Annotated in this window: 24 protein-coding genes and 1 pseudogene; 12 read left to right on the top strand and 13 right to left on the bottom strand. The window is 59.9% G+C overall.

Annotation, left to right across the window (positions count from 1 at the left end):
* Positions 1 to 541: 541 nt before the first annotated feature.
* The gene (locus tag IFT71_RS20565; protein WP_446740689.1) at positions 542 to 973 is read right to left on the bottom strand and encodes a MerR family DNA-binding protein; all 432 of its coding nucleotides are present in this window, start codon (positions 971 to 973) and stop codon (positions 542 to 544) included.
* A gap of 72 nt (positions 974 to 1045) precedes the next feature.
* Here IFT71_RS20565 and IFT71_RS20560 point away from each other — a divergent pair, with 72 nt between their 5' ends.
* The 4 genes from IFT71_RS20560 to IFT71_RS20545 all read left to right on the top strand — a co-directional run bounded on the left by IFT71_RS20560 (position 1046) and on the right by IFT71_RS20545 (position 3636).
* Positions 1046 to 1813, top strand: a complete 768-nt coding sequence (locus tag IFT71_RS20560) for a glutaredoxin family protein (RefSeq protein WP_192143276.1) — start codon at positions 1046 to 1048, stop codon at positions 1811 to 1813.
* 398 nt (positions 1814 to 2211) lie between these two features.
* Positions 2212 to 2391, top strand: coding sequence for a metal-sensing transcriptional repressor (locus tag IFT71_RS21940; RefSeq protein WP_192071868.1), 180 nt, complete (start codon positions 2212 to 2214; stop codon positions 2389 to 2391).
* A 187-nt stretch (positions 2392 to 2578) separates the two neighbouring features.
* The gene (locus IFT71_RS20550; RefSeq protein ID WP_206757476.1) at positions 2579 to 3157 is read left to right on the top strand and encodes a hypothetical protein; all 579 of its coding nucleotides are present in this window, start codon (positions 2579 to 2581) and stop codon (positions 3155 to 3157) included.
* On the top strand, positions 3157 to 3636 hold the full coding sequence (locus IFT71_RS20545; protein WP_031392972.1) for a DUF421 domain-containing protein: 480 nt from the start codon (positions 3157 to 3159) through the stop codon (positions 3634 to 3636). The genes IFT71_RS20550 and IFT71_RS20545 overlap by 1 nt, the downstream gene beginning before the upstream one ends.
* A 305-nt stretch (positions 3637 to 3941) precedes the next feature.
* Here the strand turns inward: IFT71_RS20545 and IFT71_RS20540 are convergent, their stop codons facing one another.
* The 5 genes from IFT71_RS20540 to IFT71_RS20520 all read right to left on the bottom strand — a co-directional run bounded on the left by IFT71_RS20540 (position 3942) and on the right by IFT71_RS20520 (position 9002).
* A complete protein-coding gene (locus IFT71_RS20540; protein ID WP_192143272.1) occupies positions 3942 to 5537 on the bottom strand; it encodes an ATP-binding protein in 1596 nt (531 codons plus the stop codon).
* Between the two features lie 37 nt (positions 5538 to 5574).
* The gene (locus IFT71_RS20535) at positions 5575 to 5895 is read right to left on the bottom strand and encodes a hypothetical protein (protein WP_192143270.1); all 321 of its coding nucleotides are present in this window, start codon (positions 5893 to 5895) and stop codon (positions 5575 to 5577) included.
* A 55-nt stretch (positions 5896 to 5950) separates the two neighbouring features.
* Complete coding sequence (locus tag IFT71_RS21935; RefSeq protein ID WP_192143268.1) at positions 5951 to 7426, bottom strand: HWE histidine kinase domain-containing protein; 1476 nt, start codon at positions 7424 to 7426, stop codon at positions 5951 to 5953.
* Positions 7427 to 7886: 460 nt separating this feature from the next.
* Positions 7887 to 8348, bottom strand: coding sequence for a VOC family protein (locus tag IFT71_RS20525; protein WP_192143266.1), 462 nt, complete (start codon positions 8346 to 8348; stop codon positions 7887 to 7889).
* A gap of 243 nt (positions 8349 to 8591) precedes the next feature.
* Complete coding sequence (locus IFT71_RS20520) at positions 8592 to 9002, bottom strand: DUF3597 family protein (RefSeq protein WP_192071863.1); 411 nt, start codon at positions 9000 to 9002, stop codon at positions 8592 to 8594.
* A 153-nt stretch (positions 9003 to 9155) separates the two neighbouring features.
* Here IFT71_RS20520 and IFT71_RS20515 point away from each other — a divergent pair, with 153 nt between their 5' ends.
* Both IFT71_RS20515 and IFT71_RS20510 read left to right on the top strand, forming a co-directional pair.
* Positions 9156 to 9746, top strand: coding sequence for a DUF4142 domain-containing protein (locus IFT71_RS20515; RefSeq protein ID WP_244655087.1), 591 nt, complete (start codon positions 9156 to 9158; stop codon positions 9744 to 9746).
* 478 nt (positions 9747 to 10224) lie between these two features.
* Positions 10225 to 11127 (top strand): hypothetical protein, encoded by a 903-nt coding sequence (locus IFT71_RS20510; protein ID WP_192143264.1) that lies wholly within the window; start codon positions 10225 to 10227, stop codon positions 11125 to 11127.
* Between the two features lie 204 nt (positions 11128 to 11331).
* Here the strand turns inward: IFT71_RS20510 and IFT71_RS20505 are convergent, their stop codons facing one another.
* The 3 genes from IFT71_RS20505 to IFT71_RS20495 all read right to left on the bottom strand — a co-directional run bounded on the left by IFT71_RS20505 (position 11332) and on the right by IFT71_RS20495 (position 13580).
* Positions 11332 to 11742, bottom strand: a complete 411-nt coding sequence (locus IFT71_RS20505) for a hypothetical protein (protein WP_192143262.1) — start codon at positions 11740 to 11742, stop codon at positions 11332 to 11334.
* Between the two features lie 418 nt (positions 11743 to 12160).
* Positions 12161 to 13048, bottom strand: a complete 888-nt coding sequence (locus IFT71_RS20500; RefSeq protein WP_192143260.1) for a hypothetical protein — start codon at positions 13046 to 13048, stop codon at positions 12161 to 12163.
* 88 nt (positions 13049 to 13136) lie between these two features.
* Entirely contained in the window at positions 13137 to 13580 is a 444-nt protein-coding gene (locus tag IFT71_RS20495) for a hypothetical protein (protein ID WP_192143258.1), read from the bottom strand.
* Between the two features lie 249 nt (positions 13581 to 13829).
* On the opposite strand from IFT71_RS20495, the gene IFT71_RS20490 reads away from it, so the two are divergent.
* The 3 genes from IFT71_RS20490 (at position 13830) to IFT71_RS20480 (ending at position 15951) form a co-directional block, all read left to right on the top strand.
* On the top strand, positions 13830 to 14921 hold the full coding sequence (locus IFT71_RS20490; protein ID WP_192143256.1) for a hypothetical protein: 1092 nt from the start codon (positions 13830 to 13832) through the stop codon (positions 14919 to 14921).
* 112 nt (positions 14922 to 15033) lie between these two features.
* On the top strand, positions 15034 to 15456 hold the full coding sequence (locus IFT71_RS20485; protein ID WP_192143253.1) for a lysozyme inhibitor LprI family protein: 423 nt from the start codon (positions 15034 to 15036) through the stop codon (positions 15454 to 15456).
* Between the two features lie 9 nt (positions 15457 to 15465).
* Positions 15466 to 15951: a hypothetical protein gene (locus tag IFT71_RS20480; protein ID WP_192143251.1), complete on the top strand. Its 486-nt coding sequence runs from the start codon at positions 15466 to 15468 to the stop codon at positions 15949 to 15951.
* 29 nt (positions 15952 to 15980) lie between these two features.
* Here the strand turns inward: IFT71_RS20480 and IFT71_RS20475 are convergent, their stop codons facing one another.
* Positions 15981 to 16472 carry a hypothetical protein gene (locus IFT71_RS20475; RefSeq protein ID WP_192143249.1) on the bottom strand — a complete coding sequence of 164 codons (492 nt, stop codon included), beginning with the start codon at positions 16470 to 16472 and terminating at the stop codon, positions 15981 to 15983.
* Between the two features lie 218 nt (positions 16473 to 16690).
* Here IFT71_RS20475 and IFT71_RS20470 point away from each other — a divergent pair.
* Positions 16691 to 16900, top strand: a pseudogene (locus IFT71_RS20470) (hypothetical protein); the annotation flags it as partial.
* A gap of 169 nt (positions 16901 to 17069) precedes the next feature.
* On the opposite strand, the gene IFT71_RS20465 reads toward IFT71_RS20470, so the two are convergent.
* Together IFT71_RS20465 and IFT71_RS20460 are read right to left on the bottom strand one after the other, a co-directional pair.
* Complete coding sequence (locus IFT71_RS20465) at positions 17070 to 17585, bottom strand: hypothetical protein (protein ID WP_192143248.1); 516 nt, start codon at positions 17583 to 17585, stop codon at positions 17070 to 17072.
* 218 nt (positions 17586 to 17803) lie between these two features.
* Positions 17804 to 18340: a hypothetical protein gene (locus IFT71_RS20460; RefSeq protein WP_206757475.1), complete on the bottom strand. Its 537-nt coding sequence runs from the start codon at positions 18338 to 18340 to the stop codon at positions 17804 to 17806.
* Positions 18341 to 18607: 267 nt separating this feature from the next.
* Here IFT71_RS20460 and IFT71_RS20455 point away from each other — a divergent pair, with 267 nt between their 5' ends.
* Entirely contained in the window at positions 18608 to 19267 is a 660-nt protein-coding gene (locus tag IFT71_RS20455) for a hypothetical protein (RefSeq protein WP_342212708.1), read from the top strand.
* A gap of 180 nt (positions 19268 to 19447) precedes the next feature.
* Here the strand turns inward: IFT71_RS20455 and IFT71_RS20450 are convergent, their stop codons facing one another.
* Complete coding sequence (locus IFT71_RS20450) at positions 19448 to 19768, bottom strand: SMR family transporter (protein WP_192143281.1); 321 nt, start codon at positions 19766 to 19768, stop codon at positions 19448 to 19450.
* Between the two features lie 261 nt (positions 19769 to 20029).
* Between IFT71_RS20450 and IFT71_RS20445 the strand changes: the two genes are divergently transcribed.
* A complete protein-coding gene (locus tag IFT71_RS20445; protein WP_192143244.1) occupies positions 20030 to 21031 on the top strand; it encodes a M48 family metalloprotease in 1002 nt (333 codons plus the stop codon).
* The last annotated feature ends 51 nt before the right edge of the window (positions 21032 to 21082 follow it).

Raw genomic sequence — 21082 nt, 5'->3', positions numbered from 1 at the left:
GAGAGAACCTCGCCATCGTTGTAACGCCTGGTCGTACCGTCAGTCATATGCCTCACTCTTATCTAAGAGCAGGGCCCTGTCAGGTCATTTAGGGGGCCACCTCACCCCTTGGTGCCAGCGACTGACCGCGACCTTCGTTAAAGTCGGCCGTTGCTGCCTTTCTGAGTCGTTCCGTAATTCGCCGGGTTCTTCACGCCGCATGCCGTCGGAAAACGCCAGTTTGTCGCACAGTCGTGATTGCGACTGGGTTTTTAAACAGCAGACGGCTGAACGGCGATAAAGGAAAGGATTACGGCCCGGCCGCTCAGGGCGCTCGGATGGCGCAAGCGACCGTTTGTTCACCTCGAGCTGGGCTCGTACGGGTCCATATTTCGGTTATCGAGGGCTATAAAACGCCGATCCCGTAGCAGACATTCTAACACTAGCTTTTGACACCTGCGAGCCTGTAGAAACCCGCTTATCGTAGGCAGTGTCACAACAGTCTCGAACGGTTGTGACACCTAAAACCGTTCTCGCGCTTCGAGCCGGTCCACGAACTCGCTCATCTGACCGTCAGTGCCGCAGCGTCCAACCGGTCGATATCATCGAACGCTGTTAAAATCGGGCAGGGGCCTTCCGAACCGGAACTGCACTCGCGCGCGAGCCGGCGAAGCGAGGCGCGTACCCGCTCAAGCTCCGTGATTTTCTCGTCCAGCGCGCCGATGCGCTCATTGGCAAGTTCGCGCGCTCGGGCGCGATCGTTGGTCGCGTCCAGCGCCAGCATTTCGCCGATCTGCTCAAGCGTAAACCCTGCGGCTTGGGCTGATCGGATGAAGCGAAGCTGGCGCGCATCGTCTGAACCGTAGCGCCGGATACCGCCGCCCGCGCCGCCACCGTCCGGCCGGGCCGGCGTGTCGAGCAAGCCGCGGCGCTGATAATAGCGCACCGTTTCGACGCCGACGCCGCCCTCGCGCGCCAGTCCTGCGATCGTCATGCCTGCCATGCCTTGACTCCGTACTATGGTACGGACCCTATATAGGCGGGGTAAACAAGCTGGAGAAGCAACATGGCGACCGCCCCCGCCAGACAGGCGAAGATCTACCGGATGGTGATGCCGGAACACACCTGCCCCTATGGCCTCAAGGCGAAAGACCTGCTGCGCCGCGAAGGGTATCAGGTGGACGATCACTGGTTGAAAACACGCGAAGAAACCGATGCCTTCAAGGCAAAGCATGGGGTCAAGACTACGCCGCAGACCTTCATCGCGGGCGAGCGAGTGGGGGGCTATGACGATCTGCGCCGCTTCTTCGGCAAGGCTGTCCGTGATCCCAAGGCCGTAACCTACCGGCCAGTAATCGTCTTGTTTGCAGTGACGGCACTGATGGCGCTCGCTGCCAGCTATGCGGTGCTAGGCACGCCGTTCACGATCCGAGCGGGCGAATGGTTCATCGCCTTCTCGATGTGCGTACTGGCGCTGCTTAAGCTTCAGAACGTCGAGAGCTTTTCGAGCATGTTCCTAAATTACGATCTGCTCGCCAAACGCTGGGTTCCCTATTCCTACATCTACCCTTTCGCGGAAGGTGGTGCGGGCGTGCTGATGATCTCCGGTGCGCTAACTTGGCTGTCGGTACCCATCGCGCTCGTTATCGGGACGATTGGAGCCGTGTCGGTGGTCAAGGCCGTCTATATCGACAAGCGCAAGCTGAAATGCGCCTGCGTGGGCGGGGACAGTAACGTGCCGCTCGGCTTCATTTCGCTTACCGAGAACGTGATTATGGTGGCGATGGCCCTGTGGATGCTCGCCGCCCCAGTCACGGTCTCGACGGCGCACTAGGTTGGGCACCGAACCTCATCTGGCGGCGAGCGCTCCGAACGCCCTCCTCGGCAGGAACTCGGCCAACATGCCCAGGTGATACGGTCATACGAGAGGCTTGACAGATCGAGCTGCGGAATGCCTTTTGCGGACATGGGGACTGCGATCTCCCCACGAGGCGACAGGCCGAAGTATCGCGTCCCTTCTACCTGAGGGCGCATCATGCCTGCGCTACATGCCATCACCGTGGACAAGCTCGCCCGTATCATCAGGGACGCCGAACGCTCCGATCGTCATCGAACTGGGTCCGGACACGGTCCGAAATACACTTCCGGCGGTCCTACGCCGATCGGTCGCGACCATGCCGAAGTGGGCAGGCTCCATCGCCGGACGATCCGCCATCGTCATCTGCGAGGACGGTGGGGCCGCCAGTCAGGGTCGATATCGCTCAGCAACTCCAGGCGGTCGAGAATGCCATCGCCAGCGCCAAGCGGGCTCTCATCAACGATCACATCGAGCATTGCCTGGTACATGCCGAGGAAGGCGAAGGGCCGCAGCACGCGATCGATCAGCTTCGAGCAATCTCAAAATACTGGTGACGTTAGGCTTCTCGATAAAGATCCAAACGGGACCGCGGCCTTGCACCGCAGGACATGGTCTCTCGGTAAGGCGCAGTTTCTGATCGACGATTTTCGAGGGCAGAGGGCCAGTGACAGCCTTCCCGATCAGGCTTCGCAATCAGACGCGATGTCATTTTAGCCCACATCAATTATCGAGCATGCACAAGTGCCGGTGGTTGCCAGGTACGCCACGAAAAAGCAGAATGACGCAATGGCGGAGAAACACGAAACTTTCCCGGACGGAATAGACGCGAACCACGCCAAAACCGTCAACGGTTTGCGCGCACATGCCAGCCCACTCGCGTTCTTGATCCTCGGCGGATTGGTGGCAATCGCGATGACGGGGATTCTTGGTGGTGCGCCCTCACCGGTTGCTGTTGTCAGGGCGCCAGCTGCATCGCTCGAGGTGAAGTTGGCCCGGCCGCTACGGAGCGGGCTTTTCTTCGAAACGCGTATCCGCGTGGTCGCGCGGCGCGATATAGCGAAGCCTGTCATCGGCTTCGACGCATCGCTGTGGCGTGATCTTACGATCAATAGTCACATTCCCGCTGCTGCCGACGAGAGCTTCAAGGACGGACAGTTCCGCTTCAGCTATGCCGCGCTTAAGACGGGAGAGACGCTGGAAATCAAAATTGACGGCCAGACCAATCCACCGCTGCTCGGCCGTATTGTCGGGACCATCACCTTGCTCGACGACGATGTCAGGCTGACCGAGAAACGGGTTTCAATTCCGGTGCTTCCCTAATGGATATCGTCCTACGCGCCAGCGTCACGTTCGCTGCACTATACTTGCTGCTCCGCCTGTTGGGGAAGCGCGAAATCGGCCAGCTTACGCCTTTCGAACTCGTCGTCATTGTGGTGATGGGCGATCTGGTCCAGCAAGGCGTGACACACAACGACTTCAGCCTGACCGGATCTATCCTCGCGATTGCGACCTTCGCCTTCTGGGCGCTGGTGATGAGCTGGGCGACGTATCTGTCGCCGCGGCTGGAAACGCTGCTCGACGGTCGTCCTCAAGTGGTAATACGCGATGGTGAGCTGATCACGGCGAACCTGCGGCGTGACAGGATAACGCGAGGCGAAGTCGAGGCGGAAATGCGACTGGCCGGTATCGCGCACATGAAGGACGTAGCTTGGGCGATCCTTGAGACGCAGGGCAAGATCAGTTTCATTCGCAAGGATGACGGTGAAGTGCAGCGGGGAAATGAGGATCGGGCTGCGTAATGGTTTATAATCTGCGGGCGCCATTACGGTCGAATGTTTTGAATGCAGGCGAACGATCGGCCTCGACTCGTTGCCGCCCTCAAGGTTGAACAAGTAGATGTTCGCGACACTTGTTTGGCAGACTCGTCAGCTCTCCCAGTTTTCAGATTTTGTAATGGAGGTTTGGTAATTCTAAAGGTGTGATTGGGCAGCTAGCAACTTCAGAGGAAGAGTGTCTTCGATTCAGCTATTCTTGCCACCGTGCCGCAGCAGTTGCCTGACCTGACAGAGTGTAACGGAACCGGTAGTCGTGCCGACCGTCGACGCTAACCGATCGCCTTCCGTAGCGTCTTAGCGATCTTGTCGGCCGAATACGGCTTCTGCACGAGCGTGAAGCCATGGGCGCCCTCCTGCGCCAGAACGTGACTGTATCCGCTCGCCAGCACGACTGGCATTGTTGGCATCTCCGCCGCTAAGCGCTTGGCAAGCTCGATTCCGCCCATTCCGGGCATCACAACGTCGGAAAAAACGGCGTCGAAACTAGAATTGCCACTGCCTAATGTATTCAGGGCTTCCTCTGCGCTCGTAACCCACGTGGTTTCGTAGCCAAAATCCTGGAGCGCTTGTGTCGAGAACCGACCGACATCCAGATTGTCTTCGACAACGAGTACGGAAAATCCTTGGCCGTCCGGTGACTGGTCATCCCGGTCGATGACGCGATCTGCAATGACAGCTTCCTCGGCCTGAGGAAGGTATAGGGTGAAGACCGTTCCTTCTCCGACTATGCTGCGAACATCGATATCCCCGCCCGACTGCTTGGCAAAACCGAAGACCTGGCTGAGGCCGAGGCCAGTACCTTTGCCAACATCCTTCGTCGTGAAGAACGGCTCAAAGATCCGCTGCAGGTCGTCCGCGGCTATGCCCGAGCCTGTATCGTGCAGCTGGAGAGTGACAAAGGGACCTGGCGAACCACCATGGCCTCGGATCGATGGCATTTCCTTGGCACAGTCCAGCGTGATAGTCAACGTTCCTCGACCATCCATGGCATCGCGTGCGTTGGCAGCCATATTGACCAAAGCGGTTTCAAACTGACCGGCATCTGCACGCACGATGCAGGGGCTATCCAACACCTCAATTGTGACACGCACCTGGCTACCGGTGACCGTGTCGAGCATATCGAAGATGCGCTCGATGCTGTTCTCGATGTTGAGCAGCTCTGGTTTCAGGGCCTGCCGACGAGCGAACGACAGCAACTGACTAGTTAGCTTTGCAGCCCGCTCGGCGGTGTCCCCGATTGCATCGATGTACCGACCACGCCGCTCCGGCGTCAGACTGTCGCGTCGGAGCAAATCCACTGATCCGCGAATGACCGTCAGGAGGTTGTTGAAGTCATGGGCAATGCCGCCCGTCAGCTGACCGACGGCTTCCATCTTCTGAGATTGGCGCAAAACCTCCTGCGTTTCCGCCAACCCAGTTTCGGCTCGAACTTGCGTTGAAATATCAACAGCATGGTGGAAGGCACCCACGATCACGCCGCTTTCGTCGCGCAGCGGATTGTATGTAACGCTCCAGGTGGGCTGGCACCGTGCCGGATCACCAAATACTGCCTTTATGACAAAGCTCTCGCCCTCGAGTGCCCGGCGCATAAACTTGCGAAGCGATTGCGCTTGGTCCGCCGGAACCAGGTCGGGCATGACGTCGCCGATTTGCGCCTCTTTTCCAAAGACACGCAACCAATCTTGGCCGTGGGCTCGATTGAAGGCGATCACGTGCAGATTGTGATCAAACGCTACAACGGGCGATGCGTTCGATTCCACGATGTTGCGGTACAGGTGGAGCGAAGCGGAGCGCTCCTTGATCCGATCCTCGAGGCTGGCGTTCAGATCGCGTAGCTGCTGCTCAGCCTCACGGCGGGCTGTCACATCACTCGCAGCACCCGCCCATTCCAAAATCTCGCCATCATCGTCGAGGATTGGTACTGCGCGAGACAGCGTCCAGCCGACGAACCCGGTGTTCGAGACTGAATAGCGTCTTCGTTTGGATCGCCTTGTCGATAGCCGCTGATACAACCGCCTGATCTTGATCGGGGATGTAGTCCATCAACCAGGCGCGGCTTGAGTCATTCGTGTCCGGCAGGAACCCGCCCCCCGCCAACTCTTTCATCTCGCCCCAGTCGGCGCTCATCCGGTAAACGACCTCGGGACTGGCCTCGATCAAAGCCTTGAGACGTAGCTCGCTAAGCCGGGCCTCAGAGGGGGCCGGGCCGTCAATTCCGCTCATGCCTGTATCCGTCGTTCGCATTCGTATCGGTCTCTTCGATTATGTCCTTCGAGCCTCAGGCAGGCTCGTCGTTTGTCTCGGGTAGAGGCGCTATGACTTTGAAAATCACACCGTTCGGCTGGTAATCGATCTCCGCTTTCCCGCCGATCTCGCTTGCAAGAACGCGCTGGATCAATTTCGTGCCGAAGCCAGTACGGGTTGGGATGGTCACAGGTGGGCCGCCCACTTCCGTCCAGGTAAAATGCAAGCGATACGGACGCGAGCCATTGACGATCTCCCATGACAGGCGAACAACGCCGCCTTCTTGAGAAAGGGCCCCATATTTGGCGGCGTTTGTCGCCATTTCATGAAGGCCTAGAGCAAGAGCGACCGCTACAGCTGGCGGCAGCTTGAGGTCAGGGCCATCGAGTTCGAAATGCGTTCCGTCATCGATGCCGAATGGCGCGAGCGTTCGTTGGAGCAGCTTACGCAATGACGCGCTTTCCCATCGCTCGTTGACCAACAGATCGTTGGCGGCAGCCATGGCTTGAATGCGGGCTTCTAGCGTCGCTCCTGCCTCCTCCAGCGAGGTGGCCATGCGCAGGGTCTGCCCGACGATGGCTTGCACCATCGCCAGGCTGTTCTTCACCCGGTGGCTCAACTCGTTGGCAAGCAACGTGCGATGTTCTTCGGCTCGCTTCCGCTCGGTGATTTCCTGCAACACGCCGATCAAAGCCAATGGCGTACCGTCGGCGCGGTAACTCGCCTGACCGCGGATCTGCACCCATCGTTCTTCGCCGGTAGGCGTGTGCAGGCGATACTCGACGTCGAGTAGGCTACCGTCAGCGATCGCCTCTTGCATCGCTTCGTCGCGCCTGGCGCGATCGTCCGGGTGGACGGCCGTCATCGCATCTTCATACGTAAACGGCTCGGAAAGCGGTCGCCCGTAAGTTTCCTTCGAGCCATCCGAGGCAATCATCTGCAACGTTTGGAGATCGATGCTCCATGAACCCATGCGACCGGCTTTCAGCGCGAAGCGCAGACGCTCCTCACTTTCGATGAGTTCGGCCTCGCGGCGGGCAACGGCGGACTGCAAATCAGTTCGGTCACGCTCTAACCTCGCGAGCCGTTCGCGCTCGAGCGTGACATCGAACTGAGATGCGAAATAGTATGTTAGATCGCCATCGTCGTTAAAAACCGGGGAGACGAGAAGCCGGTTCCAGAATGTCGTACCGTCCTTGCGGTAATTCAGCAGTTCCAGCTCAATAGGAACGCGCGCCACAATCGCCTCGCGAAGTCTGTCGACCTCGCCTCGATCGGTAAGGGGGCCCTGCAGGAACCGGCAGTTACGCCCCAATATTTCGTCGTGATCGAAACCGGTAAGCTTAGAAAAAGCGCCATTGACGAAGACGATGGGATTATCCGGCTTGCTCGGATCGGTAATCAACATCGGCATCCGGGTTGCACGAACCGCAGATGAAAATGGGTCCGGACCGTTGTCTTCTCGCGTTAGCTCGTTCGTGATCCGTGCGTCTTCTTGGTAGTCCCTCACGCATCACTCCGCTCTATGTCTGCAGCGATTTCCTTCGCCGTTCAAAGACCTAACAATTTCCGAGTATAAGGGACGACGGAAGCGACCGCTACCACCGCCTTACAGGCGACGGGTATATGGCTGCCCTTTGGCATCGTAGGTTGGCATCACCTTCCTAAAAACAAACCCAGCCTGGCAACGAACCGTTTCAAAACGTTGTGCCGAACTGGCGTCATCTCGACGGAGCTATTGGAATGACAAGTACGCTCTTTAGGCGACGCAAATCACACGATAAACGCCAGTGGGGGTTGGCGACGGCGTTTTACGACGATCGAGAGGCTGCCGTCCGAAATCACCTGTTTGTCGTACATTAATGCCGGCGATCGATATTGTCGGCGCCCAGGCGAGTGTCAGCGGATGGTTGAGGAAGCGGCAGCCTTCTCAAAAGGGATGGTGAAGCGGGAAAACGTCCGCCGGCCCATTAACGGGCTGGCGGCTGCATAAGCTCTATCGTGATATGATCGGGGCCTGAAACATAGGCCACCAACGTTCCCTTCCTTGGCCCACCCGCGATCGGCAACGGACTACCCTTCGCCTTCCATCCTGCTGCCTCGACGCGGGCAATAGCGGCATGGATATCGTTTACGGCCAGAGTCAGGTGGGCCGCACCGATTGCCCCCGCGCTGTTGGGCAACGCACCGTTCTGGCGTCCTTTTGAATATTGCAACAGTTCGACCGCATAGCCGTCCGGTGCCCTGACGATCGCCGTTTTGACATTAGGATTATCGACACCGGTCACCTGATGCAGGAAATCGCCCCCCATTTCCGATTGCCGCTCAAGTGCGAAACCGAGCGCTTCCGTCCAAAAGCGAACGGCTTCGTCTAGAGACGATACGGCGAAGCCTGTATGGTCCACGGCAATAACGTTTGCGGCGTCTATCATTACTTCACTCTTACTTGGCCGTGCTTGCAATGTCGGGGCCTGCGCGGGCTTCAACCGACACCAACAGCATGGCGGACATGATCTTCATGGCGACGCTTCAACGCTTGAGCTTCTTCCCGAAAAGGAACGATGAGCGAGAAGGCCGAGGCTCCAGAAATGGGGTCTGCCCCTCAATGCCGGGAGCGTGTCGATATCGATCTGGAGGGAACCGCACAGCGTGCAGCTCCCTCGGGATTGCGCGAGTTAGTTACGCAGGCTGTCTGGAACGATACCGCCATTATCAGCAAGCTTCTGCATCACGGCCTTGTGAAGGGCCATGTTCTGCTCAGCCGAGCCGTCGGCTGCAGCGTGGACGTTCAGTTCGCTCGCGAGCTCCTTGCGTGCCGTCAGGCTGGAATCCAGGTCCAGCAGCTTTAGAAGATCGACAATCGAGCTCTGGTAGTTGCCGCCGCCATCTTTCATCGCCGCCATCTCGGAAAGGACCGCGCCGACATCGACGGACTGCTGAGGTGCCATTGGGGCGGGCTGAGCGGCCGCGGTTGACGCGGCTTGTGGTGCAGCCTGCGGTGCAGCTGCGGGAGACTGAACTGGTGCAGCGGCCGGCGCGGCGTTGTGGTGGAAAACCTTGTTCATGATCGTGCTGAAGATGCTCATTGCCGTATCCCAATAAGGCCGGCAGCTGTGCCGGCAGACATCCAGAACGAACGCGCGTTACGATCGGTCCGGAGCTTGTTGCTGGTGCGGAACGGTCCATCAAAGGCACGCGTTGAGCGGGCAGCGGCAATATGCGAGCAGATGGAGACGATGATGAACTTCAAGACCTTGGCACTGGTATCGGTAGCGGCACTGTCATTGGCCGCATGCGGCAAGAAGGCCGAAGATACGACCGCCGTTGATAACGGCACCTATGCCAACACGACTGCCATGGACGTAAACGCAGCTAATACCAATGATGCCATGGCAGTACCCGCGTCGGGTGGGCAGGCTTTCGTAAACATGGCGGCTGCAAGCGATGCGTTCGAGATCGAGACCTCGAAGCTGGCTGAAACCAACGGAGCATCTGCTGCAGTGAAGAAGTTCGCTGGTCAGATGATCACCGCTCATGAGGGTTCGACAGCGAAGCTGAAGGCACTGACGGCAACGCTGTCGCCAGCTTTGACACCCAACCCGGCACTCAACGCTGAGCAGCAGCAGAAGCTCGCTGACCTGAAGACCAAGCAGGGCACCGCCTTTGACACGGCGTATGCCGCTGCCCAGGTGGCAGGCCATCAGCAGACCCTCGATACGCTCAAGGGTTATGCAGCAACCGGCGATGTTCCCGAGCTGAAGACGTTCGCGTCGGGCTTGGCACCCACGGTTGCCGCTCATCTTAACATGGCCAAGTCGCTCAAGTCGTAAGGTCGCGTCTGAGACGATGAGGTTCTAAGCCCAGTGGTGCAGCACATATGCCCCGCTGGGCTTTGCCGGTTCTGACTTCAAGGCAGAGACAACGCAAAATGCTTTGCGTGGGTCTCGGCCTGATCGATACGCCGGCCGGGCTAAGAAGGTTTCTGCAAGAGCAGTGGCGACAACATCGTTCTCTGCAACAATATATAGGGACTGGTAGCCACGAAGTTCCCGCTGATAGTTCAGATGAGGCACAAATCCGGTCGGCCTCGCCGTCAGATGTTAGTACGTCCGCCTTCACGGCGATCGCTCTGCCTGTCCCTTAGCCCTGCACCATCGGCCAAGATTTTATGAATTATGGCCCTGCTGTCGCATGCCCCGGCTTCCCACGTCAGTTCGATGCCGTTACGACATTACGATCTTATGGTTGGGGAACTGGGGGCGAATGACTTTACGTACCGCTTGGGTAGCAGCAGCAGCGTCGATTTCTATGATCGCCGTGAGTGCCACACCAGTCGATGCTCAGTTCGGTATTTTGGGAGGTCTGGCGAAGAAAGCCGGCATCTCGATGCTAAGCCTTCGCAAAGAGCCTATTTCCACCAGCCTGGCGGATGCCCGGTGGGGCGACCCCAGCCAAGACAGCTTCGTTCCACGTATGGCGAAGCGCGAGTTGTCCGGGTTGCAACATACACCAAACGGCGGTTTTGTTCTGCAGCCGGGATATTTCAGTTTCAACGGTCAGAGCTATTGCCTGCATGCCGGGACGCACGGTCCAGGAAAGGGCGATGGCTACCTGTACGGGCCAACGCTTGGTGCCGCAAAGGATGCTGTGATTACGATTGTTCGAAACTCGGTTCAGCATCCCGAGATCGATCAGCACACGATACAAGCGCTGCTGTGGGCAATCCTGTCTCGCGCCAAGATTGAGGATCTATCGAGCGAGCAGAAGATTGCTGCAGCACAATTGCTGCCTCCCCGCCAGCTCGCCGGGCTGAACCGCGGTGTGTTCGATATGCTGACAACCGGCCCGATCACGGACAACCTTCCACGAGAGGTGCGCGCCGTCATGCAGGCTGAGGCCGACTTGCGCCGTATGCTGGCGACGCCAGGAACCAGCTATGGTGAACTGGAGCGCGTCGCAGTGTTGGCTGGGATGGCGCCGTTAGGTGAGGGAAGCATCGGCGTGCCTACCGGGCGGTGGAGCCACCATCCCGACGGCTACTGGATTCGCTATTTGCCCAACAGTTATTCGAACACCGTCGTCGAGATTTGGGTGCCGACGGACTCACCCGGAATCGGTAAGGAATACGACCCGGCCACCCACATCGCGGTTCCCGGCAACACCTCCCGGCAGCGGCTGATACAATCAGGACGGGCTTACGCACACTCCTAAGTGCCTCGATCAAGCCATGACGCTTGGCAACTGGCGCGGTGTGTAGACAGCTGAAAACGGACGTGTTGCGGCGATCCTATCGATCGCCCGACAGCATACTTACCGCATGCGGTAAGCGTCATTGCCGATCAGATCGTCGGGGGTCGCGGACTGATCCTGCCTGGCCAGGTCCCTTGCGATCGGTTCTGTTCGCCAGGCGTCGCGTCATCGCGGCGCCCTGGTGCCTGAGCCCAATGTCATGCTCTTCATCAAAGCGACTGCGCCAGGATGACTGATCTGTTCAACACGCCCGAAGGTTTCCGTTGAACAATCGCTGGTCGCGAGCAGGTCACCACCATTCTGCACCTCGGCGAGCGATGGGATGTACCCGTCCAGCCTGTAGCTGATCGACCAGCCTGCTACCGAAGTGGCCGTTGGCGCGTCGAACGCATAGACCGATAGAAAGCCTGGCCGCTTCCCCGGTTCCGACACGACGAAGTAGTTCGTCCCGTCCGAAACCATCGACGCGCAGTACAAGGCCTGCACCTTGAACCCGGCGTTCCTAAAGGCTTTGACCGGGTTGAAGTTCAGTGGCTGCCCCTCCGGCGCGTACCATTCGAAAGTCATCTCCGGCACGGTCGCTTTCCGTGGAATTGTCACCGTACCGCCTGCCAGGGTTCCGACCTGCCGACCGTCTCTATCCGTATGAGAACGGGGATCCGTCCACCGGACTTGAGAGGCCTTAGCCCGAAGCATCGCGATGGTCGGAGAGCCGGTCGAGCGGGCCTCAGGGCTAAACGCAAGGATCGCTTCGGCAAGGGCGTCCATCGGCGTCGAGTGCGCGGTCGGGGCACGAATAGAGCCCTTCCTCTCGTCCCCGTGTCGCGAGTGTTCGAAGGCTGCTGTTGCAACCCCCATGGGTCCGATCAAAGCAATCGTCCCAACTACGCTACGGGATAGCCTACTCAATCTTTCTCCTCCTAGCATTTCTGATCAGGCAATGCGGTCAACCGTCCATCCGACCGGGCGAAAGGCGATGGAAACTGCAACGGCATCAACACCGCAATGCACCATGCAGCATATGGGGATTGGCGCAGCCGGACTGCGGCAGCGGCAAGGGCTGTCCCACCCTCCACAAGCCGAGTCGCCGTTGGATACCTGGCATCTCGGAGTCGATCACCGCCAGACGGTTTCCGTCGCCGTACGTCGTCGCGCTGCGGTAGCGCAGCACCTGCTTGTAGACGCCCGACGCGACGGACCGGTTGACGATGATCCAGAAACCGAACGGTGCGTCGCTGGTCGGTTCGGCCGAGATGACGAATCCTCTGAGCACGCCTTTGGCGATGTACCGTATTTCCTGATTGTTGTTCTTGCGTGTCACGTGCGCGTAAACCCGAGTAAACACATCCCGCCCGCGATCATATCCGAACAGCTGCGTTGCGACCCGTCGATCGCCGTTCATGGCCGAGAAACTGCCGATCTCGACGAGCAGCAGGGTCGTTGTGTCACTGGGATGTACGAGTGCAACGTTGCCGAGAACATGGGGTTCGGAAAACGCATCTTTCCCGTCCTCTGGCGTGAGGATATCGTCGGCGTCGGGGCGGCAAGATTGACCGTTGTTGTTGCTGATGCACAGCGAAACCGGTCCTGGTGCTTCTTCGCCCGACAAACCCTCGACATCCTCACCCTGGGTAGCGGTGAACCGCCAGGGTGATCGTGTCGCAAACGGTTTTGATAAGTCGATCGTCGATATGGCTCGCGCTGTTGCTGCCGAGCCTTCAGCTACAGGCGACACCAACGCGCCAAGGATCATCCCCAAGGCTGCAAAGCGCAACGTCATCGTTACAGTCACTTTGGTGAAGAGCGCCGTGGCGAGGTGCTCGGACGCAAACGTGTCGTAGTAGGTCGCGTCGCTGGGCGCACCGGCAGGAATGAGGCACACGTCGCACACGAAGTCGAGATGGGACCGTATCGGTTCCAGCTGGGATAAGCCTCGGCGTTCTTCAGGACGCAGGATCGGCCGGTCGTGTTCAGCATGCCACCCCCCAGATACCGCGCATGCTGGTGGCCACGCCGCCCCGATCGATCGTCAGGACGGCGCGTCTGCTGCTACTGTCCGACGCCAGGTTCGAGGTAGCTCTGCCGGACGATCGGATGCGCAGCCGATAGCCTGAACAGGAGACGTTGCCCCGCCCGGTCTCCAGATCCTCGGTGGCGACCGTGGTAAAGCGGCAGGAATGCAGCCCATACCGATCACGGAGGAGAAGTTCGGTGCCGACCAGTTGCAGATAGTCGTGCCTGCTGAAGGTGAACGTCGATGTGCACCCGGTCTCCTGCGTAGACCGTTCGTCCTGATCGCTCAGCGGGAGAAGGGGCGAAAGCGCCTGAGCACGGGGTTCTGCGTGGATGCGCACGGGCGTCCAGGCAGCCGCGGCAACGATGGCGGTAAACATCACAACGCGGAACAACGGCATCGTGTTTCTCCCCTGCTACGCCCAGCGCGTATAACTTGAGCGTTTTCGCGCAACGGGTGCAGTTGGTGAACCCTGTGATTGCAGTGGCGCTGAAAAGTCACTTCATACGATGCCGCTTGCCGCCGAGCAGACATTAGTCGGCGCGGGTCGACCCCAACTTGCAGCCCACTCGACATGGCAATTGCGGTCGCCGTCGGCGTAGAGATGCCTTAACGCGGGGCTCGCCCCCTCCTGTGGATCCGTCTTCCAATGCATCGACTTCATGCTCTAGCCGCTGCGTTCTGCGTCCTGATGCTGCCAGCAAGCGCTTCGGCTGCGCCGGAAACGGTGTTTGAAGGCGTGGCCGGTACCGCGCGCATCGTCGTCGCGATGACGGAGGACAAGGGCGAAGTCGATGGTCACTATTTCTACCAGACGTCGCGGCTCGACATCGATCTTTCCGGCACTGCTACGGGCACAACGCTGACTCTGGACTCGCGAACGACCGGCGATCACCTGCTCTTGAAGCGAATTGGACCGAACCTTAACGGCACGCTGACGACTGCGAAGGCCAGACGCCTTGCCGTAAGCCTGCACCCAGCAGCCGTTCCAGCCGCGCTTCCGGCCGACCTGCCGACCGAACTCAGCGTTTATGAACGTTGGCGTCTTGCTGATCTTCACCTCACACCGCAGCAGGCCGAGACGATCAACGGCAAGACGATCCGGTGGTATCGGGAACCGCTTTCTGGCATCCGCTTATTCCGGATCGAAGGCGGCTATTCCACCGCGGCGATGGTCGCGGTAAACCACACTCTTGCCCGCAATCAATGGCAGAACGTCTCCACCTGGTTCGCGTGCACCGGATCGGACGGCCAGCCCGGCACCGATGTTGCGGAGGCGGACAAGCCCTGGCTCGGGGTCAATCATATGAGCTATGTCTGGACGGCAAGCTGGAGCTGCGCGGGTACCGCGCACCCGGATTTCGGCGCTGATGGCCATAGCTATGACATGGCTACTGGCAGGGAGTTGGTACTGGATACGGTGCTCCCCTTCGGACCGGAATCGGTTCCGGCCCAAGATAGCGACGCGTGGTACAAATATCGCAGCAACCGCTTCGCGCCCAGCGTTGTCGCGTTGCTGAAGCGCTTTCATCCCGAAGAGATGGAGCCGCCGAGCAAAGGAGACGACGACGCATGCGACTATTCTGATCCCGAAGTCTGGGATTTCCCGGCATGGGCGCTTTCCGAAAAGGGGTTGTGGCTCGGTGCATATTTTCCGAGAGCGCAGCGCCCGTGCGACGCGCCAGATTGGGCGGTCATCCCGTGGTCATCGCTGCGTCTCCCACGCGCTACTCTACCATAGGCCTACCCCAGTTGAGCGACGCAAAGCTCTGGGACCGGCGCGGGCGCGTTGCAAAGCCTGACCCCTTCGGGCAGCGGATCGGCGCTCAGATATCCGCGACTGGAGGCCTATGATGTTAGCGATCTTTGCTTTGGCGTTAGGCGCTGCAGCAGTGCCGGGTGCCGGCCGTTGCCCCGGGTCGTCCACGCGAGAAATCGATGCTTGCCTGGCAGGTCGTTTTGACGAGGCCGATGCCGAGCTGAACCGCTATTATCAGGCCGCGATCAAGCGCCTTCGGGAAGAGCGTGAATTCGCATCGGAGCAGATGCTTGTTCGCGCTGAGCGGTCATGGGTGGCCTACCGAACATCCGAATGCGGCGCCGTCTATGAAAACTGGATCGGTGGCAGCATTCGAGGGAGCATGGCACTGAATTGCCAGATACGGCTTACACGCATGCGGACATACACCATCTGGCTCCACTGGCTGACATACATTGACAGCACGCCGCCGATACTGCCGCGGCCTAACATCGAAAGTGTTCTCTCACCGGCTTAGGAGACTCGAATGCAGAGATTTCGTACCGCGCTCGCCCGGCGTACGACCGCCGCCATTCTCGCCGGCGCGTTGGCGCTTGGCCCTTTGCAGGCGCAGGAGCTGCCGACCGACCAACAACTGCAGACCGCGTTCGGCTCGGTGTACAATCACCTAGGCCTGATGGAACATTGCATGGGCAAGGGGTTCGCCACTGCCGTCGACGTCGCCAATACGCGCAAGTCGGTCGTCGCGACGATCGCAGGCATGACCGTGACCCCGAAGGCGTTTGCCCAGCAAGCCGTCGGTCGACGCGGCGACATTGTCGGGCCGCAGGTGATCGGCCTAATGAACTCGAGCAACCCCGCCCGCCCCGAAGAGGTTCGCGAAGGACAGACCATGTCACTGGCCGACAATGCCCGCGCGCAGAAGTCGTCCGAACGCACGCTCTGCAGGCAGATGGCGGAACAGGCTTCGGCCGTGATGGAGGCGGCATCGGGCGCGGCGTCCGATCAATAACGCCAAGGGCGCGCGCCAATGTCCCGCGATCAACTGGGGCCGCCGTCCAAATCACCGACGCATTGCACGTCGGGCTCCGCTTTCGCCATGCGTCGCAACTCCCCGGTCCGCGCGACGATGCCCGGGAAGATCGCGTCGGGGGTGGCCGTGTAGGTCCGAAGAAGTTGCAAGGCCCAGGCATAATGCCGCGCGCCGACTTCGCAGCTGTTGCTGCCGCCATCGCCCTCGCCCCATATTTTGCGCCATCCGGCTTGGCCGTCGCGCTTTAGGATGGCCTGGAAGGTGCCGACCGGGCCTTCGGCGCGAACATATGCAACCGCACCCGGGTCCGCCCAAAGGACCCGAAACGCACGGAAGGTGAAACGCGATTGCGCGCTATCGTCGCCCTCATGGAGCGTCTTGACGATCGCGGTGCGTTCCGAGCTTCTTGGAGCGGGCGTGTGGACAGCGGGCGACGCGGCCAGCGCCGCTGGCGCCAATGCGAGCAGCGTCGCGGCGCCTGCTGAAGAGTAACGGGTCATAGCAACCCAACAATGCGATAGATTAGCTGATCGCGCCAGCCAGCCGCCCGTCGATACGGAGGTCCCTTTCTCGAAAACGATCGGAAAACACGGCGTAATCGCGGAATAGCGATTCGCCTGGAATTTGATCGGCAGTGCAAGAAGCCGCGTATTTCGGGTGGTGGCTGTTCCCCGATAAGATGGCGAAACGGGCTCACGACCAGACGCCGGGCCCAAACATCGAACCGAGAACAGCCGCGGCGCAATATATCGGTCTGGACGTTTCACTGAAAGACACATTCATCTCAGTCCGCGAGGACGGGCGGCGGATCTGGCGCGGCAAATGCCCGTCTGATCCTCGGACGCTGACGGAAGTGATCCGCAAGCGCGCACCGGACGTGAGCCGGGTCGTGTTCGAGACTGGCCCCTTGTCGACGTGGTACTACCATCAAGCGTGCCGCCATCGCGGTTGCGCGCAAGCTTTCCGTCATCATGCACGCATGCTGAAATTCGGCGAACGCTTCGAGCGCCCCACGGTCACCGCAGCTTAACCGTGCCCGCACAGGAGTTGCCCAACACGCTAACGCTATAACGTCGCTTCTAGCCGACGCGCCCAAATCAATGAACGGGACGCCACATGGAGAATGCAGTAATATGGCCGGGACGGTCGCGGAAGACGCGGGGCGGGCCGTCGCGGACAAGCGCCTCGGCATTGGGGTCGTTGCTCGGATTGAACGTCCATGATTCCGTGCGCTCGTTGTCGAAGACGAAGCCGGCCCGATCGTCGAGGCGGAAGGTGATATAGTCGGTCCAGTGCTGACCGCAGGCGACGCCGTTCTGGACGGTAAAGTAGCGCCCTTTGGTTGCGATCGGCGCGTCGCCGTCGAGGAACGGATCGCACTGTCCACCCTCGTCCGCCTTGAGCACGACTAGATCGTTACGGCCGACCGGAAAAAACCGACCGCTCCTGCGCTCGAAGATCATAAGGGGCCGAGCCGGAGCATCACCCGATTTCGCGAGCGCCTCCTCATCTTTGCGACCGATTGCGACGATCTCGAAACTGCGGATTGGCTCTCCTGCTGAAACACGCGCGCTGGCGAGTACCTCGTAGCCCAACGGGAGCTGGGCTTCCATCCCCGCCGGAAGCCTCGGCGCGGCGATTGCGCCTGCCGCCGACATCACGACGAGGATTGCTATCGTGTTCCGCATCGGCGTCGAACCTCTTTGGTATATGTTACGGCCATCGCAGAAGCGATCGAGTTTTGGAAAAGCTTCTCATGCTTGTTGGCAGCACCCGGCACGTGACCGCTCGCCCCTTATGGTATCACCGATTTTTTTGTCCGGGTCGCTGATCAGGGTCCGATGATCCGGGATCGGATCAGCGGCAACAAGCGATCGATTGCCTGTCTGGCGGATACGGGGTTCTGTGCAAGCGAGCGAACGGTCAACAGATCGCCATCGCGGATGATGATCGCCGTGGCCCCCGCACGGTCGCCCAGCGGATACCCGCTTACCCAACCCACAGCCGGCGCCACCTCCAGTGCCGTGACGGTGCATCGAGGGCTGCGTGCGCGACAGATCTGTTGCAGATCGGCGATGCTTGTCGTGCCCGACCGAACCCGTTGCTCCGTTCCATCCGCCTGACGACCAATCAGAACGTCAACGACCGGTGCGCCCGCACAATCCGTGCAGAACAAGGTGGCCCGCTGCGGTTCCTCTTTTGCCTCGAAGCCGGAGCCCAACGCCGTGGCAGCCGCCCGACTGAAGCCCGTCAGATCTCTGGTCGCAAGTCCCTGCGCAGCCGCACCGGCCGCTAAGGCGATCATGCCGGCAATGACGACTGTGCCAAGTCGATGACGCATATTCTTGCTTTCCCCGCGCTCGCTCACGCATGCTCGAACGCAATCAGATTAGGTCTGAAGGCCTTGTGGTACCACCCCGGAGTTGCCCTAAAACAGTGGCGAACTACGCGTGGCAGCCTGGCACCGTGCAGGAGAAACGCCTTCGACAATAACCTGCCGGCAAGATCCGCTCCGGGTCGGCAACGGTCTCGTTGGCTTCCCGAAAACAAACGACAATTGAGATGGGGAAAGCGTTCTCGGAATCGATCGTTTGCAGAATTGTGTCCGGATAATGCATAGGGATCTACACGCTGTGTGGTCTACCCCTTCAAATATATCGCCGAAACCTGGACGTCAGAGTCAGACCGGTTCATCGCCAACGCGATGTACCAGATGCTTGGGATAGACACCTGGACAGGAACGGGGGGACTGATGATTGGAAAGCCTTGCATCGCAATGGTTATGCTTGCGGCATCATCCACTGGCAGTGCTCTAGAAGCGGGGGTCATGCCTGTGCCCACTTCGGTCAACGCACTCGGGGGGTGTTGGGAGGGGCAGGGTACGGTGATGGGCAAAGCCGTCGCTATTGCGGTTAACGCCTATCCGATCGTCCAGGATGCGATGCTGGCTGTCGAAGCCGCAAGCAGCGCGCTCGCCGATCCGCAGGACCAGTACGCGGCGCACCTGGTTTTTGGCGGAACCGGTAGGCCGTCCAAAACCGGAGCTGGCCCTATCGTCGGATATTGGGCGGACAGTTTTGGCGGGGCGTCCGCGGTAGCGGGGCGCGGCGAAAGCAAGGCAGACGGGTTCGATATTACTTACCAATATCCGGACAAGGCCTACGTGAACCGCTGGCGCATATTAGGCGACCACCTCACTTGGCAGATTGTCACGCGGGACCGCAAATCTGTTGAGAAGCCTTTCGCCAGTTATACGCTTTCCAAGACGGCCTGCCGACCGCTCGCAGGGGGGTAGCTGGCAAAGCGTGTAAGCCTTATACTATTGTCTGGAAGACTTATGCATCGTCCAAACCGATCGTACCCCTCCCGACCATTCTTCATAACGATCGATTCCGAGAACGCTGATGCCGTCTCGACTGCCGTTCCTTTTTGGGAACATCGGCTAGACGCTAGCTCTCCTTGCGGACGTTCAAGATCAAGCAGTCGTGGACAACTTCATTAAGACGAGGCCGCTGACAATGAGCCCGGCGGCTAGAAGGCGCATCGCGGTCATAGCCTCGCCAAAGATCATGATGCCGACGACGAACGCGCCAACCGCCCCGATGCCGGTCCAAATTGTATAAGCTGTTCCCAGCGGCAGAACCCGCATCGCTGACGCAAGAAGGCCAAAGCTGACCAACATGCCCACCCCAGTAATGATGCTTGGCCAGAACCGTGTGAACCCATGAGATTGCTTCATGGCCGAAGCCCAGACAATCTCGAACAAACCGGCAAAAACGAGTGCAATCCACGCCACAGCAGTCTCCATCGGAGCTGCCGGGCCGTCCCGGACTTCTATCCCCGTATTGGGGTGGGAACGTTGTCACCGCATACCTAAATAATTGTGGCATAACGATATTTCAACGGCGGCTAACAGGCACGACGGAGAGTAGCGACATCGTTAGTTTCGTTAATCGACAGGAATGGGGCCGAGCGGGATCAGCGCAGAGTGGTATCGATGCTTATCCGGAACAACGGTGCAAGGGCTGCTTTATACCGTCGTCACCGGGAGAGCTTCATGATCCGCCGTCACATTGCCGTACTGTTAGCCGGCGCATTCCTGCTCGCACCCGTTGCCCCTCTCACCGCCCAGAACACGGTCCGCTCGATCTCGGCGACCGACAAGGCGCAGGGCACTCAGGTTCATCCGCAACTGCTCGCGCAGTTCGGTCGTGCGTATAAGGGGCCGCAGGCCACATTCGTCGAACGCGTCGGCAAGCGCGTGGCGGTCCAGTCCGGCCTGTCGAATGCGGGCAGCGATTTTACCGTTACCCTGCTAGACTCCCCGGTCGAGAACGCCTTCGCCATCCCGGGCGGGTACATCTACGTCACCCGTCAGCTGCTCGCACTGATGACCTCGGAGGCGGAACTCGCCTCCGTGATGGGCCATGAGGTAGGCCATGTCGCCGCCCGCCACGCCGCCTCACGCAACACGCGTGCGACGATCGGCGGTCTGCTCGCTCGTGGCGTCAGCCTCGCTACGAAAAGCGATCTGGCGACCCGCATCGCCGGCACGGGCGCGCAGCTGTACACGCTGAAATACGGACGTGATCAGGAATATCAGGCCGACGCGCTCGGCGTCCGCTACATCACCGCAGCGGGCTACTCGCCCTACGCCTCGGCCGGCATCCTGGCGGCCCTCGATGAATCGACCGGGCTGACGGCCCAGGCCAGCGGCACCACACGGTCTGCGCCGACATGGGCATCGACGCATCCAAATGGCGCCGATCGTGTGCAGCGCGCGGCGGCACTGGCGAAGGCCACCGGCAAGGCGGAGCTTGCAACCACCCAGGATACGGCGTTCCTCCGCATGCTCGATGGCCTGCCTTATGCCGACGGCAAGGAGGGTCGCAAGGTCATCCGGATCGTCACTGTTGGCGCAAGGGACACGATCGATACGTTGAGCCAGCGCATGGCAGTAGCCGACAGCAAGCGCGAACGCTTTATTGTCATCAATGGCCTTCCGGCTGACGAACCACTGAAGCCCGGCACGCTCGTCAAGCTGGTGGTCGCGGCATAGTATCGCTGCCGTAGGAAGCCGACCGGCCCTGATGCGGCGATGTCACTGGCA

It is taken from the genome of Sphingomonas sp. CFBP 13733, assembly GCF_014841795.1.
In the GTDB taxonomy this organism is placed as follows: Bacteria; Pseudomonadota; Alphaproteobacteria; order Sphingomonadales; family Sphingomonadaceae; genus Sphingomonas; species Sphingomonas aerolata.
The sequence above is the reverse complement of the archived record's forward strand: the minus strand, read 5'-3'. Positions and strand labels throughout refer to the sequence as shown.

Excerpts from the sequence above, each read along its gene's own strand:
- IFT71_RS20565 (WP_446740689.1), bottom strand. The coding sequence starts at position 973 with ATGACGATCGCAGGACTGGCGCGCGAGGGCGGCGTCGGCGTCGAAACG.
- IFT71_RS20560 (WP_192143276.1), top strand. The coding sequence starts at position 1,046 with ATGGCGACCGCCCCCGCCAGACAGGCGAAGATCTACCGGATGGTGATG.
- IFT71_RS20545 (WP_031392972.1), top strand. The coding sequence starts at position 3,157 with ATGGATATCGTCCTACGCGCCAGCGTCACGTTCGCTGCACTATACTTG.
- IFT71_RS20535 (WP_192143270.1), bottom strand. The coding sequence starts at position 5,895 with ATGAGCGGAATTGACGGCCCGGCCCCCTCTGAGGCCCGGCTTAGCGAG.
- IFT71_RS20525 (WP_192143266.1), bottom strand. The coding sequence starts at position 8,348 with ATGATAGACGCCGCAAACGTTATTGCCGTGGACCATACAGGCTTCGCC.
- IFT71_RS20520 (WP_192071863.1), bottom strand. The coding sequence starts at position 9,002 with ATGAGCATCTTCAGCACGATCATGAACAAGGTTTTCCACCACAACGCC.
- IFT71_RS20515 (WP_244655087.1), top strand. The coding sequence starts at position 9,156 with ATGAACTTCAAGACCTTGGCACTGGTATCGGTAGCGGCACTGTCATTG.
- IFT71_RS20510 (WP_192143264.1), top strand. The coding sequence starts at position 10,225 with ATGATCGCCGTGAGTGCCACACCAGTCGATGCTCAGTTCGGTATTTTG.
- IFT71_RS20495 (WP_192143258.1), bottom strand. The coding sequence starts at position 13,580 with ATGCCGTTGTTCCGCGTTGTGATGTTTACCGCCATCGTTGCCGCGGCT.
- IFT71_RS20490 (WP_192143256.1), top strand. The coding sequence starts at position 13,830 with ATGCATCGACTTCATGCTCTAGCCGCTGCGTTCTGCGTCCTGATGCTG.
- IFT71_RS20485 (WP_192143253.1), top strand. The coding sequence starts at position 15,034 with ATGTTAGCGATCTTTGCTTTGGCGTTAGGCGCTGCAGCAGTGCCGGGT.
- IFT71_RS20480 (WP_192143251.1), top strand. The coding sequence starts at position 15,466 with ATGCAGAGATTTCGTACCGCGCTCGCCCGGCGTACGACCGCCGCCATT.
- IFT71_RS20475 (WP_192143249.1), bottom strand. The coding sequence starts at position 16,472 with ATGACCCGTTACTCTTCAGCAGGCGCCGCGACGCTGCTCGCATTGGCG.
- IFT71_RS20465 (WP_192143248.1), bottom strand. The coding sequence starts at position 17,585 with ATGGAAGCCCAGCTCCCGTTGGGCTACGAGGTACTCGCCAGCGCGCGT.
- IFT71_RS20445 (WP_192143244.1), top strand. The coding sequence starts at position 20,030 with ATGATCCGCCGTCACATTGCCGTACTGTTAGCCGGCGCATTCCTGCTC.